This is a genomic window from Corynebacterium gerontici, from assembly GCF_003813985.1.
GTDB lineage: Bacteria > Actinomycetota > Actinomycetes > Mycobacteriales > Mycobacteriaceae > Corynebacterium > Corynebacterium gerontici.
Genome location: NZ_CP033897.1, coordinates 959,097 through 973,796 on the forward strand (window position 1 = coordinate 959,097; position 14,700 = coordinate 973,796).

The 14,700-nt window shown below is 58.6% G+C and carries 16 protein-coding genes; 13 read left to right on the plus strand and 3 right to left on the minus strand.

The features are described 5' to 3' along the window. The first annotated feature begins 18 nt into the window (after nt 1-18). The 11 genes from atpB to CGERO_RS10755 all read left to right on the plus strand — a co-directional run bounded on the left by atpB (nt 19) and on the right by CGERO_RS10755 (nt 8,685). Complete coding sequence (atpB, locus tag CGERO_RS04545; protein ID WP_123933683.1) at nt 19-798, plus strand: F0F1 ATP synthase subunit A; 780 nt, start codon at nt 19-21, stop codon at nt 796-798. Between the two features lie 96 nt (nt 799-894). Then, nucleotides 895-1,134: an ATP synthase F0 subunit C gene (locus tag CGERO_RS04550; protein WP_123933684.1), complete on the plus strand. Its 240-nt coding sequence runs from the start codon at nt 895-897 to the stop codon at nt 1,132-1,134. A gap of 30 nt (nt 1,135-1,164) precedes the next feature. Next, a complete protein-coding gene (locus CGERO_RS04555) occupies nt 1,165-1,734 on the plus strand; it encodes a F0F1 ATP synthase subunit B (RefSeq protein WP_123933685.1) in 570 nt (189 codons plus the stop codon). A gap of 5 nt (nt 1,735-1,739) precedes the next feature. Then, a complete protein-coding gene (locus CGERO_RS04560) occupies nt 1,740-2,561 on the plus strand; it encodes a F0F1 ATP synthase subunit delta (RefSeq protein ID WP_123933686.1) in 822 nt (273 codons plus the stop codon). Between the two features lie 56 nt (nt 2,562-2,617). Further along, complete coding sequence (gene atpA / locus CGERO_RS04565) at nt 2,618-4,246, plus strand: F0F1 ATP synthase subunit alpha (RefSeq protein WP_123933687.1); 1,629 nt, start codon at nt 2,618-2,620, stop codon at nt 4,244-4,246. A 60-nt stretch (nt 4,247-4,306) separates the two neighbouring features. Continuing rightward, entirely contained in the window at nt 4,307-5,284 is a 978-nt protein-coding gene (locus CGERO_RS04570; RefSeq protein ID WP_123933688.1) for a F0F1 ATP synthase subunit gamma, read from the plus strand. Nucleotides 5,285-5,287: 3 nt separating this feature from the next. Beyond that, nucleotides 5,288-6,736, plus strand: coding sequence for a F0F1 ATP synthase subunit beta (gene atpD, locus CGERO_RS04575; RefSeq protein ID WP_123933690.1), 1,449 nt, complete (start codon nt 5,288-5,290; stop codon nt 6,734-6,736). A 13-nt stretch (nt 6,737-6,749) separates the two neighbouring features. Continuing rightward, the gene (locus CGERO_RS04580) at nt 6,750-7,121 is read left to right on the plus strand and encodes a F0F1 ATP synthase subunit epsilon (protein ID WP_123933692.1); all 372 of its coding nucleotides are present in this window, start codon (nt 6,750-6,752) and stop codon (nt 7,119-7,121) included. Between the two features lie 127 nt (nt 7,122-7,248). Beyond that, the gene (locus CGERO_RS04585; protein WP_123933694.1) at nt 7,249-7,713 is read left to right on the plus strand and encodes a DUF2550 domain-containing protein; all 465 of its coding nucleotides are present in this window, start codon (nt 7,249-7,251) and stop codon (nt 7,711-7,713) included. Nucleotides 7,714-7,728: 15 nt separating this feature from the next. After that, nucleotides 7,729-8,400: an endonuclease NucS gene (gene nucS, locus CGERO_RS04590; protein ID WP_123933696.1), complete on the plus strand. Its 672-nt coding sequence runs from the start codon at nt 7,729-7,731 to the stop codon at nt 8,398-8,400. Beyond that, the gene (locus CGERO_RS10755) at nt 8,401-8,685 is read left to right on the plus strand and encodes a hypothetical protein (RefSeq protein ID WP_123933698.1); all 285 of its coding nucleotides are present in this window, start codon (nt 8,401-8,403) and stop codon (nt 8,683-8,685) included. It begins immediately after the preceding gene. A gap of 4 nt (nt 8,686-8,689) precedes the next feature. Here the strand turns inward: CGERO_RS10755 and mce are convergent, their stop codons facing one another. After that, nucleotides 8,690-9,148, minus strand: a complete 459-nt coding sequence (gene mce, locus CGERO_RS04600) for a methylmalonyl-CoA epimerase (RefSeq protein WP_123933700.1) — start codon at nt 9,146-9,148, stop codon at nt 8,690-8,692. 82 nt (nt 9,149-9,230) lie between these two features. On the opposite strand from mce, the gene CGERO_RS04605 reads away from it, so the two are divergent. Both CGERO_RS04605 and CGERO_RS04610 read left to right on the plus strand, forming a co-directional pair. Further along, nucleotides 9,231-9,533 (plus strand): thiamine-binding protein, encoded by a 303-nt coding sequence (locus tag CGERO_RS04605; RefSeq protein ID WP_123933702.1) that lies wholly within the window; start codon nt 9,231-9,233, stop codon nt 9,531-9,533. Between the two features lie 23 nt (nt 9,534-9,556). Continuing rightward, on the plus strand, nt 9,557-10,435 hold the full coding sequence (locus CGERO_RS04610; RefSeq protein WP_123933704.1) for a tetratricopeptide repeat protein: 879 nt from the start codon (nt 9,557-9,559) through the stop codon (nt 10,433-10,435). A 51-nt stretch (nt 10,436-10,486) separates the two neighbouring features. Here the strand turns inward: CGERO_RS04610 and glgB are convergent, their stop codons facing one another. Further along, nucleotides 10,487-12,658 carry a 1,4-alpha-glucan branching protein GlgB gene (glgB, locus tag CGERO_RS04615; RefSeq protein WP_123933706.1) on the minus strand — a complete coding sequence of 724 codons (2,172 nt, stop codon included), beginning with the start codon at nt 12,656-12,658 and terminating at the stop codon, nt 10,487-10,489. 14 nt (nt 12,659-12,672) lie between these two features. After that, complete coding sequence (locus CGERO_RS04620; RefSeq protein ID WP_123933708.1) at nt 12,673-14,700, minus strand: maltotransferase domain-containing protein; 2,028 nt, start codon at nt 14,698-14,700, stop codon at nt 12,673-12,675.

Consider the following 14,700-nt stretch of genomic DNA (forward strand, 5'->3'; position numbering starts at 1 on the left):
AGCGTTACATTTATGGCCATGAAGGGTGAATTTCATGCACCCACCGTGGAACACGAATTCTTCCCGGAACCAATCTGGTTTGCTAACAGTGAATGGTTCGCAATCGACCGTCTGATGTTCGTCCGCCTGCTGATGGGCCTCGTCATCGTGCTCTTCTTCGGCATTGCCATGCGCAAGCCGAAGCTGATCCCGAGTGGCCTGCAAAACGTCGCGGAGATCATGCTGGACTTCGTCCGCATCAATATCGCTGAAGAAATCCTGGGCAAGAAAGAAGCGAAGCGATTCCTTCCTGTGCTTGCCACCATCTTCTTCATTGTCCTCTTCGGCAACTTGCCATCGGTGATTCCGTTCCTCAACATCTCGCCAAATGCCCGCGTGGGCATGCCGCTGGTGTTGGCGGTGTTCGGTTACCTGGCCTTTATCTACGCAGGTGCGAAGCGCTACGGCTTTTTCAAGTACGTAAAGTCTTCGGTGGTTATTCCTAACCTGCATCCCCTGCTTCACTTGCTGGTGGTGCCACTGGAATTCCTCTCCACCTTCATCCTCCGTCCGGCTACGTTGACCATCCGTTTGTTGGCTAACATGCTGGCGGGACACATCATCCTCGTTCTGCTGTTCTCTGCCACTAACTTCTTCTTCTGGCAGCTAAACGGCTGGACGGCGCTGTCCGCAGTAACCATCGTTGCCGCGGTCGCGTTCACGCTCTTCGAGCTCCTGGTGATCTTCATCCAGGCGTACATCTTCGCACTGCTGTGCGCGGTGTATATCGAATTGTCGCTGCACGCTGACGAACACTGACCTCGCTTGCCACAAGCGGATAACAAGTTTCAATAACACCAACGCTCGGAGCAGAGTTCATCTGAACCGAGCACTCAGAAAGGGAACGACATTCTCATGAACGAAGTCATTCTGGCACAGGGTGCTGAAGGCATCACCGGCAACATCGCAACCGTCGGCTACGGCCTCGCGACCGTAGGCCCCGGCATTGGCATCGGCATCCTCGTGGGCAAGGCTCTCGAGGGCATGGCACGCCAGCCCGAGATGGCAGGCAAGCTGACCACCAACATGTTCATTGGTATCGCATTCGTTGAGGCCCTCGCCCTGATCGGCCTCGCCGCAGGCTTCGTCCTTTAATAACCACCTTCGACACGAAAGCCGAGAATCATGACGAACGTCATTACTTACCTTGCAGCAGAGGGGGAGCACCTGCCCATGGAAAAGGCGCCGAACCCGCTCCTTCCTGCTGGCTACGACATCGTCTGGTCGCTCGTCGTGCTCGTTGTGGTCGCGCTACTGTTCACCAAGTTGGTGCTTCCTAAATTCCAGGAAGTGCTGGCCGAGCGCGAAGATCGAATCAAGGGCGGTATCCAGCGCGCCGAGGCTGCACAGGCTGAAGCTAAGGCCGCACTGGAGAAGTACAACGCACAACTCGCAGAGGCACGCGCCGAAGCAGCCGAGATCCGTGAGGAAGCCCGTGCAAAGGGCAAGCAGATCGAGGCTGACATGAAGGCAAAGGCCACTGAGGAAAGCAACCGCATCATCGAGTCCGGTGAGCGCCAGCTCCTCGCTCAGCGTGAGCAGGTTGTGTCTGAACTTCGCCGCGAGATGGGACAGAACTCCATCAATCTTGCCGAGCGCCTGCTCGGAGACCAGCTCTCCGATGACATTAAGCGTTCTGGCACCATTGACCGGTTCCTGGCCGATCTCGATACCGTGTCTCCCGCAGGAAAGTGAGCACCATGCACGCAGCGAGCCGCGAAGCACTAGCCCGCGTTATCTCCCACCTCGATCAAGCGTTGTGGGAGGCCAAGGAGCAGGCCACAGCTACTGCCGCACAGACCGGCACCGAGCTTTTCGACGTCGTCGAGGTGCTCGACGCAGACCGTGCTCTGCGCGTAGCTGTTGCCGATGCATCCACGAGCGCAGACCAGCGCGCCGGTTTGGTTACTGCAGTGTTCGAGGGAAAGGTTTCCCCCGCGACTTTGGAGGTACTGATCACCTCCGCACGCGAGTCCTGGTCCAACCCCCGCGAATTCCGCGCAGGTTTGGTCACTGTGGGACGCCGTTCCTTGATGCGCTCCGCTGAAGGTCAAGGCAACCTCGCACAGGTCGAAGATGAACTCTTCCACCTTTCGCGCGTGTTGGAACGCGAGCCTCAGCTCACGCTGCTGCTCGACGACCGCACGGTTGAAGCGAACAGGCGCCGCGATCTTTTGGCAAAGGTGCTCTACGGCAAGGTCACCGCGGTGACCGAGGCATTGGCTCTCCAAGCCGTCGCCCGTCCGGAGCACAACGTCATTGACGATATTCGTGCACTTTCCAACGACGTCGCTGCTTTGCAGGGACGATCTGTAGCGCACGTGGTGGCCGCATCGCCCTTGAGCACTGAGCAGACTGAAGCACTGTCGCACAAGCTAGAGCGAATTTATGGTCGCGAGATGTCCATCCACTCTGAGGTTGATCCCAGCCTCCTCGGCGGCATGGTCATCCGTGTGGACGACGAAGTGATTGATGGATCGACCTCGGGCAAGCTCGAGCGTCTCCGTGCACACCTCGTGTAACACGCGACTGACAGAAGAAGAAATTGCTGGAAGAAACTACCGAGAGCAGGAAGAACATGGCGGAGCTTACGATCTCCTCCGATGAGATCCGTAGCGCGATTGCGAACTACACCTCGAGCTACTCCGCGGAGGCCTCCCGTGAGGAGGTCGGCGTGGTCATTTCCGCAGCTGATGGTATTGCCCAGGTTTCCGGGCTGCCTTCGGTGATGGCAAATGAGCTCATTGAGTTCCCCGGCGGCGTCATCGGCGTCGCACAGAACCTCGACACCGACCGTATCGGCGTTGTGGTCTTGGGTAACTACGAAACCCTGAAAGAAGGCGACGAAGTCCGACGCACCGGCGAAGTCTTGTCCATCCCCGTGGGTGACAAGTTCCTCGGCCGTGTGATCAACCCGCTTGGTCAGCCTATTGACGGCCTTGGCGAAATCGAGGCCGAGGAGCAGCGTGTGCTGGAACTGCAAGCACCTTCCGTGCTGCAGCGTCAGCCCGTTGAAGAGCCGATGCAAACCGGCATCAAGGCTATCGACGCAATGACCCCCATCGGGCGTGGTCAGCGTCAGTTGATCATTGGTGACCGTAAGACGGGTAAGACCGCCGTCTGCATCGACACCATCTTGAACCAGAAGTCCAACTGGGAATCCGGCGACAAGAACAAGCAGGTTCGTTGTATCTACGTCGCGATTGGCCAGAAGGGCTCGACCATCGCTGCAGTGCGCAAGACTCTTGAGGAGCACGGCGCACTGGAGTACACCACCATCGTGGCAGCGCCCGCATCTGACTCCGCAGGCTTCAAGTGGCTCGCACCTTTTGCTGGTGCCGCGCTTGGTCAGCACTGGATGTACCAGGGCAACCACGTACTGGTCATTTACGATGATTTGACCAAGCAGGCCGAGGCCTACCGTGCAATCTCCCTGCTGCTTCGTCGTCCTCCGGGACGCGAGGCTTACCCCGGTGACGTCTTCTACTTGCACTCCCGTTTGCTGGAGCGTGCGGCGAAGCTCTCCGACGACATGGGCGCAGGCTCAATGACGGCGCTGCCGATCATTGAGACCAAGGCAAACGATGTGTCTGCCTTCATCCCCACCAACGTGATCTCCATTACCGACGGTCAGGTCTTCCTCGAGTCTGACCTCTTCAACCAGGGTGTGCGCCCGGCTATCAACGTCGGTGTGTCCGTCTCCCGTGTGGGTGGCGCAGCACAAACCAAGGGTATGAAGAAGGTTTCCGGTAGCTTGCGTCTGGACTTGGCTGCTTATCGCGACCTCGAAGCTTTCGCGGCATTCGCATCCGACCTTGACGCAGCCTCCAAGGCTCAGCTTGACCGTGGTGCACGCTTGGTGGAGCTGCTGAAGCAGGCCGAGAATGCTCCGCAGTCCGTCGAGCACCAGATCGTCTCTATCTGGCTTGCAGGTAACGGCCACTTCGACACCGTTCCCGTCGAAGACATCCGTCGCTTCGAGTCCGAGCTGATCGATCACCTGCACTCGGCTACCCCCGAGGTATTCGAGCAGATCGCTGGCGGTGCTCAGCTGTCCGAGGAGTCCCAGGATGCCCTCGTTGCAGCTACCGATGACTTCAAGCGCACCTTCCAAACCACTGATGGTAAGCCCGTGATCAACGAGCCTGAGGTCGAGGCACTCTCCTCCGATCAGGTGAAGAAGAACACGCTGAACGTCAAGAAGTAAGGCCGATTGCCTTGCACACAATGATGAACCATCAAGGTACAGAAGGGAGGCGAAGGATTTATGGCTAATCTTCGCGAGCTACGTGACCGCATCCGGTCCGTGAACTCAACGAAGAAGATCACGAAGGCTCAAGAGCTGATCGCAACCTCGCGCATCACCAAGGCTCAAGCCCGCGTGGAAGCTTCACAGCCTTACGCCAACGAGATCCACAGCGTTATGGAACGCTTGGCATCGGCGAGCTCCCTCGATCACCCGATGCTTCGCGAACGCGAAGGGGCAAGGCGTGCAGCCGTGCTCGTGGTGACCAGTGACCGCGGCATGGCCGGCGGCTACAACTACAACGTGTTTAAGAAGGCAGCGGAACTCACCCGCATGCTGGAAGACAATGGCTACGAGGTAGTCCGCTATGTCACTGGCAACAAGGGTGTTGGTTACTACCGTTTCCGCGAGCAGCCTGTTGCGGGTGCATGGACGGGCTTTTCGCAGGATCCTTCATGGAAGGAAACCCACGATGTTCGTCGCCATATGATCGACGGATTCATCGCAGGTTCCAACGGCACGACCAAGCATCGCGCGGGTTTGAACGCTTCTGAGCACGAAGACGTGCAGGGTTTCGACACCGTGCACGTGGTGTACACCGAGTTCGAGTCAATGCTGACCCAGACCGCCGTGGTGCACCAATTGCTGCCTATCGAGCCAGTAATTCACACCGAGCCGATTCAGCAGGGTGAAGACATCCTCTCGGATGCCGGTGATCCCCACGCTGATGTTGATTTCGAACCGGACGCGGACACCTTGCTGGAAGCTCTGCTTCCTCAGTACGTGTCGCGCAGCCTGTTCGCGATCTTCCTTGAAGCCGCAGCCGCAGAGTCAGCTTCTCGACGCACCGCGATGAAGTCGGCAACCGACAACGCTACGGAACTGGTCAAGGATTTGTCTCGTGTTGCCAACCAGGCTCGCCAGGCACAAATTACCCAGGAAATCACAGAGATCGTCGGTGGCGCAGGCGCGCTCGCCGAAAGCGGAGAAAGTGACTAGATTATGACCACAGCTCTACAAGAGCAGAACACGCAACAGGCGGCTGGCGCCGGTCGCGTTGTGCGCGTCATTGGTCCGGTCGTCGACGTGGAATTCCCGCGCGGCGAGCTACCGGCCCTGTACAACGCGCTGACTGTCGAGGTCACCCTCGAGGCAGTCGCCAAGACCATCACGCTTGAGGTTGCTCAGCACCTCGGCGACAACCTCGTGCGCACGGTGTCCATGGCACCGACCGACGGCCTCGTCCGTGGCGCTGAGGTAAAAGACAGCGGCAAGCCGATCTCGGTGCCCGTTGGTGACGTCGTCAAGGGCCACGTCTTTAACGCCCTCGGTGACTGCCTCGACGAGCCCGGCCTCGGTCGCGACGGTGAGCAGTGGGGCATCCACCGCGATCCGCCGCCCTTCGATCAGCTCGAGGGCAAGACTGAGATCCTCGAAACCGGCATTAAGGTCATCGACTTGCTCACCCCTTATGTAAAGGGCGGCAAGATTGGCCTGTTCGGTGGCGCTGGTGTGGGCAAGACCGTGCTCATCCAGGAGATGATTACCCGTATCGCCCGCGAATTCTCCGGTACTTCGGTGTTCGCCGGTGTGGGTGAGCGTACCCGTGAGGGCACTGACCTCTTCCTGGAAATGGAAGAAATGGGCGTGCTTCAAGACACCGCCTTGGTCTTCGGCCAGATGGATGAGCCCCCAGGAGTGCGTATGCGCGTGGCGCTGTCCGGTCTGACCATGGCGGAGTACTTCCGCGATGTTCAGCACCAGGACGTGCTGCTGTTCATCGACAACATCTTCCGCTTCACCCAGGCTGGCTCTGAGGTTTCGACCCTGCTGGGTCGTATGCCTTCCGCCGTGGGCTACCAGCCCACACTGGCTGACGAAATGGGTGTGCTCCAGGAGCGCATTACCTCCACCAAGGGTAAGTCGATTACCTCGCTGCAGGCCGTGTACGTGCCTGCCGACGACTACACCGACCCGGCTCCTGCCACCACCTTCGCGCACCTCGACGCCACCACCGAGTTGGATCGTGCGATTGCTTCGAAGGGTATTTACCCCGCAGTGAACCCGCTGACCTCTACCTCTCGTATCCTCGAGCCGGGTATCGTCGGCGAGCGGCACTACGAGGTTGCCCAGCGTGTGATCCACATTCTGCAGAAGAACAAGGAACTGCAGGACATCATCGCCATCCTCGGTATGGACGAGCTCTCTGAAGAAGACAAGATCACCGTGCAGCGTGCACGTCGTCTGGAGCGCTTCCTGGGCCAGAACTTCTTCGTCGCTGAAAAGTTCACCGGTATCCCAGGCTCCTACGTCCCGCTGTCTCACACGATCGACGCCTTCGAGCGCATCTGCAACGGCGACTTCGACCACTACCCGGAGCAGGCTTTCAACGGCCTGGGTGGATTGGACGATGTCGAGGCTGCCTACAAGAAGATGACCGAGAAGAAGTAGGGGAGGCACGCACATGGCTGACGTCACCGTAGAACTGGTCTCCGTCGAGCGTTTGCTTTGGTCCGGAAAGGCGAGCATCGTCACCGCGCAGACCACTGAGGGTGAGATCGGCGTGCTGCCAGGTCACGAGCCCATGTTCGGCCAATTGGTCGAAGATGGCGTCGTGACCATCCGTCCCATCGACGGCGCCAAGAAGGTAGCGGCCGTCCAGGGCGGTTTCCTCTCCGTCTCCAAAGAGAAGGTCACCATCCTTGCCGATTACGCTATCTGGTCCGATGAAGTGGATACCGCTGAATCGGAGCGGCAATTGCAAAGCGAAGACGCAGCCGTCAAGGCACGCGCCGGCGCTGAGCTGAAGGCCGTGCGTCGCAGCACTGAGTCTTAGACGCTCGAAAACTCAAAGCTCCCATGGAAAACCATGGGAGCTTTTGCATGTACTTGCTGCGTGTAAAAAGTGGCAGGTACTATAGCGCTAAGAAATCGTTTCAAGCCGAACGCAAAGGTGTTATAACGTGCGGTTTTTCCTTCTTCTGCTCGCGCTGCTGTGTGCAGTGTGTGCGCTGCTTGTCGCCTGGCGCTTTGCCACTTTGCGTTCTCGTGGCACTACAGTCAGCATGCGGAAGCTGCCGGCGTCCGGTGAACACGGCTGGCGTTATGGCTTATTGCGATATTCCGGTTCCACCGTGGAGTATTTCAAGCTGCGCTCCATCGTGCCCTTTGCCAACGTCACTTTCCGCCGTAACGAGGTGCAATTGCGAGGCCATCGTGAACTGACCGTTCGCGAGGCCTCATTTTTGTCCCCTGCAACCCGTGTAGTCACAATGAGTTGTGGTGAAGACACCTTCGAGATAGCCCTTGAACCCCGCGCGGAAATGGCGTTCACCGCTTGGGTGGAAGCTGCACCCGATGCCCGTATGGATCGGATAGATGCAAAATCGCTGCGGAGGAAGATGAGCGGCAACGGCCAACGTTCATAAGCTAGGGTAGTGCGCATGCGTCTTGTCATTGCTCGCTGCAGCGTCGATTATGTTGGTCGCCTCCAGGCACACCTGCCCATGGCGGATCGTTTGCTTTTACTCAAAGCGGATGGCTCAGTATCCATCCACGCAGATGATCGAGCCTATAAGCCGCTGAATTGGATGACGCCTCCCTGCACTCTGCAAGAACTCGAAGACGAGCAAGGCACGCTGTGGGTGGTTGAGAACAAGAAGAAGGAACAACTTCGCATCCACATTGAGGCCGTGCATTCCGACGTGAGCTACGAGCTAGGCGAGGATCCGGGCTTGCAAAAGGATGGGGTAGAGGACCACCTTCAGGCCCTGCTTGCGGAACACATCCACACGCTGGGCGACGCCTACACGCTCATCCGTCGTGAATATCCAACCGCAATCGGACCAGTGGATATTTTATGCAAAGATGCCGATGGCTCTACCGTCGCCGTCGAAGTGAAACGACGCGGCGGTATCGACGGCGTTGAGCAATTGAGTCGATATTTGGAGTTGCTCAACCGTGATGAGCTCCTCGCTCCCGTGTCCGGGGTGTTTGCCGCTCAACAGATCAAACCGCAGGCCCGTACCCTGGCCGAGGACCGCGGCATCCGCTGCGTAACACTTGATTATGACGAGCTTCGAGGGGCGGAATCCCAGGAACTTCGGTTGTTTTAAATGGGGCGGAAGAATAGAAGAGTACGGGATGAGCTGCGCGCTTTACCCAATGACGGCGGAGTGTATTTCGGCACCCGCACTGTGCCGGGGCCGCGGTGGGCAGCGGGTGAGCCCTTCGAAATGCGCCACATGGGCGCGTCTGCTGCGCAGAAGTACTACATTTGTCCCGGCTGTAATCAGAATATTCCACCCGGGACTGCGCACATCGTTGCCTGGCCCAAAGAAATAGGCCGTGGCACCGAGGATCGGCGCCACTGGCACAGGGGATGTTGGGATCGTCGATAAGCTCTTAGGCTTGAGGTTCCGTCAATTCGAGCAGCACTCCGCCAGCATCCTTGGGGTGGACGAAGTTGATGCGGGCTCCGCCGGTACCACTCTTGGGCTCGGGGTAGAGCAAGCGCACACCCTGATCCTTCAGGTGCTTGGACAAAGCATCGATGTCGGAAGTGCGCAGGCACATCTGCTGAAGGCCAGGGCCCTTCTTGTCGATGAACTTGGCGATCGTGGAATCCTCGTTCAAGGGAGCCAGCAGTTGGATCATGCCGTCGGTTTCCTTGAGATCCTTCGGGCCGATCATTGCCTCGGTCACGCCCTGTTCCTCATTAGTTTCCTGGTGATGGTTCACCCAACCAAAGGCAGAGCGGTAGAACTCAACAGCAGCGTCCAGGTCAGGCACGGCGATGCCGACGTGGTCGAGGCAGACGACAAGCTCGTGGGGAATCTCGATATCAGCAATAGAATGACTCATAAGCCCCCATTCTAGCCCCGTCGAAGAGCTTGGGTGGGGTGAAAAAACTCACCAACCAGCATATTCACGAGGATGATCCAGCATGATTATTGCTTTTTCTGTAGCGCCGACCGAAGTCCCCAACGCCGAGGCGGAAATGGCCGATGCCGTTTCCGAGGCTATCCGAGTAGTGCGCGAATCTGGTCTGCCAAATGAAACAAACGCCATGTTCACATTGGTTGAAGGCGAGTGGGATGAAGTGATGGATGTGGTCAAGCGCGCCACCGACGCGGTCCTGGCTGTTTCGCCGCGCGTTGGGCTTGTGCTGAAGGCTGATATCCGGCCGGGTTACGATAATCAGATCACTTCCAAAGTGGAGTCGGTAGAACGTAGACTCGCCAGATAACTAGCACCCGAAGGAGCGTCCCCATGGCAGAACCACAATTCGCCCAAGGCGCGGTAGACCTCAGCGCGCTTGCTCAACAGCCCAAGAACTCCGCTAACGAGCCCGCAGCACACGATGCAATGCAGCTGCGCGCCGACAACATCACGCAGCTCATCGAGGCGAGCCAGCAGCAGCCGGCCGTGGTCCTCATCGGCACGACACGCAGTGATGCCTCCGAAGCACTACGTGCCTCGCTGGGCCAATTGAGCACTGAAATGCCCGGAGCCTTTGTGTTTGCCTATGCCGACGCCGACGCTCACGCAGACGTTGCCCAAATGTTTGGCGTTCGTGCGCTGCCCACTGTTGTGGCGTTGTATCAGGGGCAGCCCTTGGCAAACTTTGAGGGTGAACAGCCTAAAGAGGCGCTGGTGCAGTGGATCCAGGCCATCCAAAAAGCCATCGGCCGAGAGCCTACCGAGCCCCAAGGTGAGGCGGCGCCGGAGACACCGGAAGATCCGCGTTTCGCGGAGGCCACTGAGGCACTGAACCGTGGCGATTTCGAAGCGGCCATCGCGGTGTATGAGCGCATTCTCGCCAGTGAACCCAAAAATACAGAAGCCCGGCAGGCACGTGACAATGCCCGGCTGCTGATGCGTCTCCAAACACAACAGGGCGAAGATCCAATCGCGCAAGCAAACGAGGATCCCACCAACCTTGACTACGCCTTCGCTGCCGCCGACGCAGAGATTGCTCAGGGCACACCGGAGGCGGGCTTTTCCCGACTCATCGCCTTGCTTCGGAACACGAGTGGCAAAGAAAAAGATGTGATTCGTGAGCGCCTAGTGGAGCTCTTTGCTCTCTTTGAGCCAAGCGACGCCCGCGTGCTGCAAGCTCGAGCCGACATGGCCAACGCACTGTTTTAACAATGACAATGATCCCGGCCTCGCGACCGGGATCATTTTTAGTTCCTCAGATTAGTCCACCCAGCGGTAGAACTGCGCGCTCATTGCAGGGATATGCACGGTGAGCGAATGGCTGTAGCCATCCCAATCGGTATCCCAGGCAGTAACGGTGGATTCTAGGCAGTTATCGGCACCCTGATAGACGCCGGCGTCGGAGTTGAAAATGCACTCCCAACGCCCGCCGTTGGGCACACCCAGCTTGTAATTGGGTTGTGAAGTGCCGCCGAAGTTGAATGTGGCGAGGATTCGCTCGCCGTCATTGCCGTAGCGGACAAAGGACAAGATGTTGTTCTGGGCATCATCCGCCTTGGTCCAGCCAAAGCCTTCGGGAACGTCGTCTTGGGTAAACAGTGAGGAGTTCTCGCGGTAGAGGCGGTTGAGATCGCTGACCATCAGGCGGAGGCCCTCGTGGTATTCGCCTTCCCATCCAACGCAATCGTCCCAGTCTAGCGAGCGTCCCTCGGACCACTCCAGCACTTGACCAAATTCCTGGCCCTGGAAGAGGAGCTTCTTGCCGGGATGGGCGTACATGTAGGCGTACAGTGCCCTCAACCCAGCGGCCTTATTCCAAACGTCACCTGGCATCTTGGTCCACAGCGATCCCTTGCCGTGAACCACTTCATCGTGGCTGAAGGGCAAAATGAAGCGCTCAGAGTAGGCGTACACCAGCGAGAAGGTGATTTCGTGATGGTGATACATGCGGTTGATGGGATCCTCGGAGAAGTACTCCAAGGTGTCATTCATCCACCCCATGTTCCACTTCAGGTTGAAGCCCAGCCCACCGTGATCGGTAGGAGCCGTCACTCCAGGCCAAGAGGTTGATTCCTCGGCGATGGTGAGCACGCCACGGTGCGTCTTGTGCACGGTGGCGTTCATTTCCTGAAGGAATTGGACGGCTTCAAGGTTCTCTCGGCCACCGTGGATATTGGGCAGCCATTCACCCTCATCGCGCGAGTAGTCCAGGTAGAGCATGGAGGCAACGGCGTCCACGCGAAGGCCATCGACGTGGAATTCTTCGAACCAGTACAGGGCGTTTGCTACCAGGAAGTTGCGCACTTCGGGGCGGCCGAAGTCGAACACATAGGTGCCCCAATCGCGTTGCTCACCACGTCGCCAGTCGGGGTGCTCGTACAGTGCTTGGCCATCGAAGCGGCCCAGCGCAAAGTCGTCTTTGGGGAAGTGTGCCGGAACCCAGTCCACGATCACGCCGATGTTGCGGGCGTGGAAGGCGTCGATAAGCTTGCGAAGCTCATCAGGGGAGCCCCAGCGGGCGGTGGGAGCGTAGTATCCAGAGACCTGATAGCCCCAGGAGCCGCCGAATGGGTGCTCGGCAACGGGAAGGAATTCCACGTGCGTGTAGCCCATCTCCACCACATAATCCACCAGTTCGGATGCGAGATCTGCATAGCTGAGCCCCTGGCGCCAGGATCCGAGGTGCACCTCGTACACGCTCATCGGTGATTCGATGTGGTTCTTCTCAGCGCGGGCTTGGAGCCAGGCATCGTCTTGCCATTCGTAGTTGCTTTGGGCAATTACCGAGCCTGTCGCGGGCGGCGCTTCAGACTGGCGTGCCATGGGGTCCGCCTTATCAATGCGGCGCCCGTCGTGGGTATGAATGCAGAACTTATACACCTCACCAGCGCCGATACCAGGAATGAACAGCTCCCACACGCCCGAAGCGCCGAGGGAACGCATCGGATACTGATTCGGATTCCAGCCGCAGAAATCGCCCACCACGGCCACACCCGCCGCGTTAGGAGCCCACACGGCAAACGCCGTGCCGGCCACATCGCCCATGTGTGAAGGACGCGCGCCTAAGACTTCCCAAAGGCGTTCGTGGCGGCCTTCGCGGATGAGGTGGAGATCGAACTCGCTGATGCTGGGCAGGAAGTGGTAGGCGTCAGCAGTAGAGGAGTGGTGGCCACCGTGCCAGTCAATCTCGAAGGTGTAATCACTCAAGGTTGAATCCACCACCGCGGCAAAAATGTCATCGCCGATGGGGGTCATCTCGATGTTGCGGTCAGCGGACTTCACACTGACTCGTTCCGCTCCCAACTGGCGGGTGCGGATCACCGCGTTGCGCTCGTCGATCAAGTGCCAACCCAACAGGCCGTGTGGATTGAAATGACGGCAGGTGGTGAGCAGGTGGCGATCATGATCGCTGATGTGAATGTGCTCAGACATAGTTTCCTTTTGGGTTAGTTGTTGTAATCAACTTCATCGCGCCAAGCCAAAGGCCCGCGCAACTCAGGTGCAATGGTGGGGAGCTCGAAGATGTGCGCGACATTGCCGTGAGGATCCAGGCGGACAAAGTTTTGCTTGCCCCACTGATAGCGTTCGCCGCTGATCAGGTCGCGCACTTCAAATCCTGCGTAGTCTTCCTGCCCAATGCGGTCCATACGCAGATCCACCGTGCCCTCCTGGGTGAATTGTGAATCCAGGTTCACCACTACAAGCACCGCGTTGCCGGTGGAAGGATCCACCTTGGAGTAGGCGAGCAGATGTTCGTTACTGGTGGGGTGGAAGTCGAGGATGCGTTGCTGCTGCAGCGCCGGATGATCTTGACGAATCTGATTGAGCAGCGTGAGGTAGGGCTCCAAGGATTCATTGCGGTGCAGCGCGGCCTCGAAGTCGCGGGGGCGAAGCTGGAACTTCTCGGTGTCCAAGTATTCTTCGCTGCCGTGGTGCAAGGCTTGGTGCTCAAAGAGTTCGAAGCCCGAATACACGCCCCACAGCGGTGACATGGTGGAGGCCAGCGTTGCGCGAATGGCGAACATGGCGGGGCCGCCGTATTGCAGGGAGGCATGCAGAATATCCGGGGTGTTGACGAAGAGGTTGGGACGCATGACATCGGCCATCGCGGCGATGTCTCGGCCAAACTCTTCCAGCTCCTCCTTGGTGGTCTTCCACGTGAAGTACGTATAGGACTGGGTGAAGCCTGCCTTTGCCAAACCATAGAGGCGCGCAGGGCGGGTGAAGGCCTCGGCCAGGAAAATAACCTCCGGATGCTTGGAGTGGACGTGGTTGATCAGCCAATGCCAAGAGTTGGTGGGCTTGGTATGGGGATTGTCGACGCGGAAGGTGCTTACGCCCAGGTCAATCCAAAACTCAACCACGCGTAGGATCTCCTTGTAGATCTTCTCCGGCGCGTTATCGAAGTTCAGGGGGTAGATGTCCTGGTACTTCTTGGGTGGGTTCTCAGCGTAGGCGATGGTGCCGTCGGCGAGGACGGTAAAGAATTCTGGGTGGCTTTTAGCCCAGGGGTGATCTGGTGCTGCTTGCAGGGCGAGGTCCAAAGCGATCTCTAGTCCCAGCGACTCCGCCTTTTGCAACATCTTTGAAAAGTCTTTGACGCTGCCAAGCGCCGGGTGGGTGGCGTCGTGTCCGCCATCCTTGGAACCGATCGCCCATGGGGAGCCGACGTCGCCTGGCTCGGGGATCAAGGTGTTGTTGCGCCCCTTGCGGTTGATTTCACCGATGGGATGAATGGGCGGGAAGTACACGGTGTCAAAGCCCATGCGAGCCACGCGTTCAAGCGCTTCGGCCGTGGTGGCGAAAGTGCCGTGGACCGGATTGCCATCGGCATCCCAGCCGCCGGTAGAACGCGGGAAGAGCTCATACCAACTGGAGAATTGCGCTTTCTTGCGCTCTACCAGCACTCGATGTGCCTCGCCCTTGGTTAATAGTTCGCGCAGCGGGTGTTCAATGAGCAATTCGCTCACTCGATGCGATAATGCAGGGGCCACGCGGGCGCGCAAAGCGTCATCGGAACGCAAGGCTTCAACCGCTTGGTGCAGCAGAGCCTTTTCTTCGCGGTATTGGCGTTGATCCAGTTGTGCAGCGGCGGCTTCGAAGAGCACGATGCCGTGCGCGAGGTCATTGGCCAGTTCGGTTTCGGATTGTCCGGCCTCGACCTTGGTGGTCACGGCGTGGCGCCAGGTGGCAATGGGGTCCGACCAGGCGTCCACGCGGAACTGCCAAACACCTGGCTCAGCGGCGCTGAAGAGGCCATGCATGCGGTCTTGGTCGAAGGGATCCCGCGTCATCGCGGTGTGGGAAACTTCACCCGATGGGGACGTGATCACAAGGGTGGCGGAGATGGCGTCGTGGCCCTCGCGCCAGATTAGGGCGCTGACGGGAACCACCTCGCCGACTACTGCTTTTGAGGGCTGTGTTCCGCCCGCTACCTTGGGCCGGACGTCTTCAATGCCGAGTCTGCCGATCAT

Coding starts and splice junctions, on each gene's coding strand:
- atpB (WP_123933683.1), top strand. CDS start 19: ATGAAGGGTGAATTTCATGCACCCACCGTGGAACACGAATTCTTCCCG.
- CGERO_RS04550 (WP_123933684.1), top strand. CDS start 895: ATGAACGAAGTCATTCTGGCACAGGGTGCTGAAGGCATCACCGGCAAC.
- CGERO_RS04555 (WP_123933685.1), top strand. CDS start 1,165: ATGACGAACGTCATTACTTACCTTGCAGCAGAGGGGGAGCACCTGCCC.
- CGERO_RS04560 (WP_123933686.1), top strand. CDS start 1,740: ATGCACGCAGCGAGCCGCGAAGCACTAGCCCGCGTTATCTCCCACCTC.
- atpA (WP_123933687.1), top strand. CDS start 2,618: ATGGCGGAGCTTACGATCTCCTCCGATGAGATCCGTAGCGCGATTGCG.
- CGERO_RS04570 (WP_123933688.1), top strand. CDS start 4,307: ATGGCTAATCTTCGCGAGCTACGTGACCGCATCCGGTCCGTGAACTCA.
- atpD (WP_123933690.1), top strand. CDS start 5,288: ATGACCACAGCTCTACAAGAGCAGAACACGCAACAGGCGGCTGGCGCC.
- CGERO_RS04580 (WP_123933692.1), top strand. CDS start 6,750: ATGGCTGACGTCACCGTAGAACTGGTCTCCGTCGAGCGTTTGCTTTGG.
- nucS (WP_123933696.1), top strand. CDS start 7,729: ATGCGTCTTGTCATTGCTCGCTGCAGCGTCGATTATGTTGGTCGCCTC.
- CGERO_RS10755 (WP_123933698.1), top strand. CDS start 8,401: ATGGGGCGGAAGAATAGAAGAGTACGGGATGAGCTGCGCGCTTTACCC.
- mce (WP_123933700.1), bottom strand. CDS start 9,148: ATGAGTCATTCTATTGCTGATATCGAGATTCCCCACGAGCTTGTCGTC.
- CGERO_RS04605 (WP_123933702.1), top strand. CDS start 9,231: ATGATTATTGCTTTTTCTGTAGCGCCGACCGAAGTCCCCAACGCCGAG.
- CGERO_RS04610 (WP_123933704.1), top strand. CDS start 9,557: ATGGCAGAACCACAATTCGCCCAAGGCGCGGTAGACCTCAGCGCGCTT.
- glgB (WP_123933706.1), bottom strand. CDS start 12,658: ATGTCTGAGCACATTCACATCAGCGATCATGATCGCCACCTGCTCACC.
- CGERO_RS04620 (WP_123933708.1), bottom strand. CDS start 14,700: ATGATCGGCAGACTCGGCATTGAAGACGTCCGGCCCAAGGTAGCGGGC.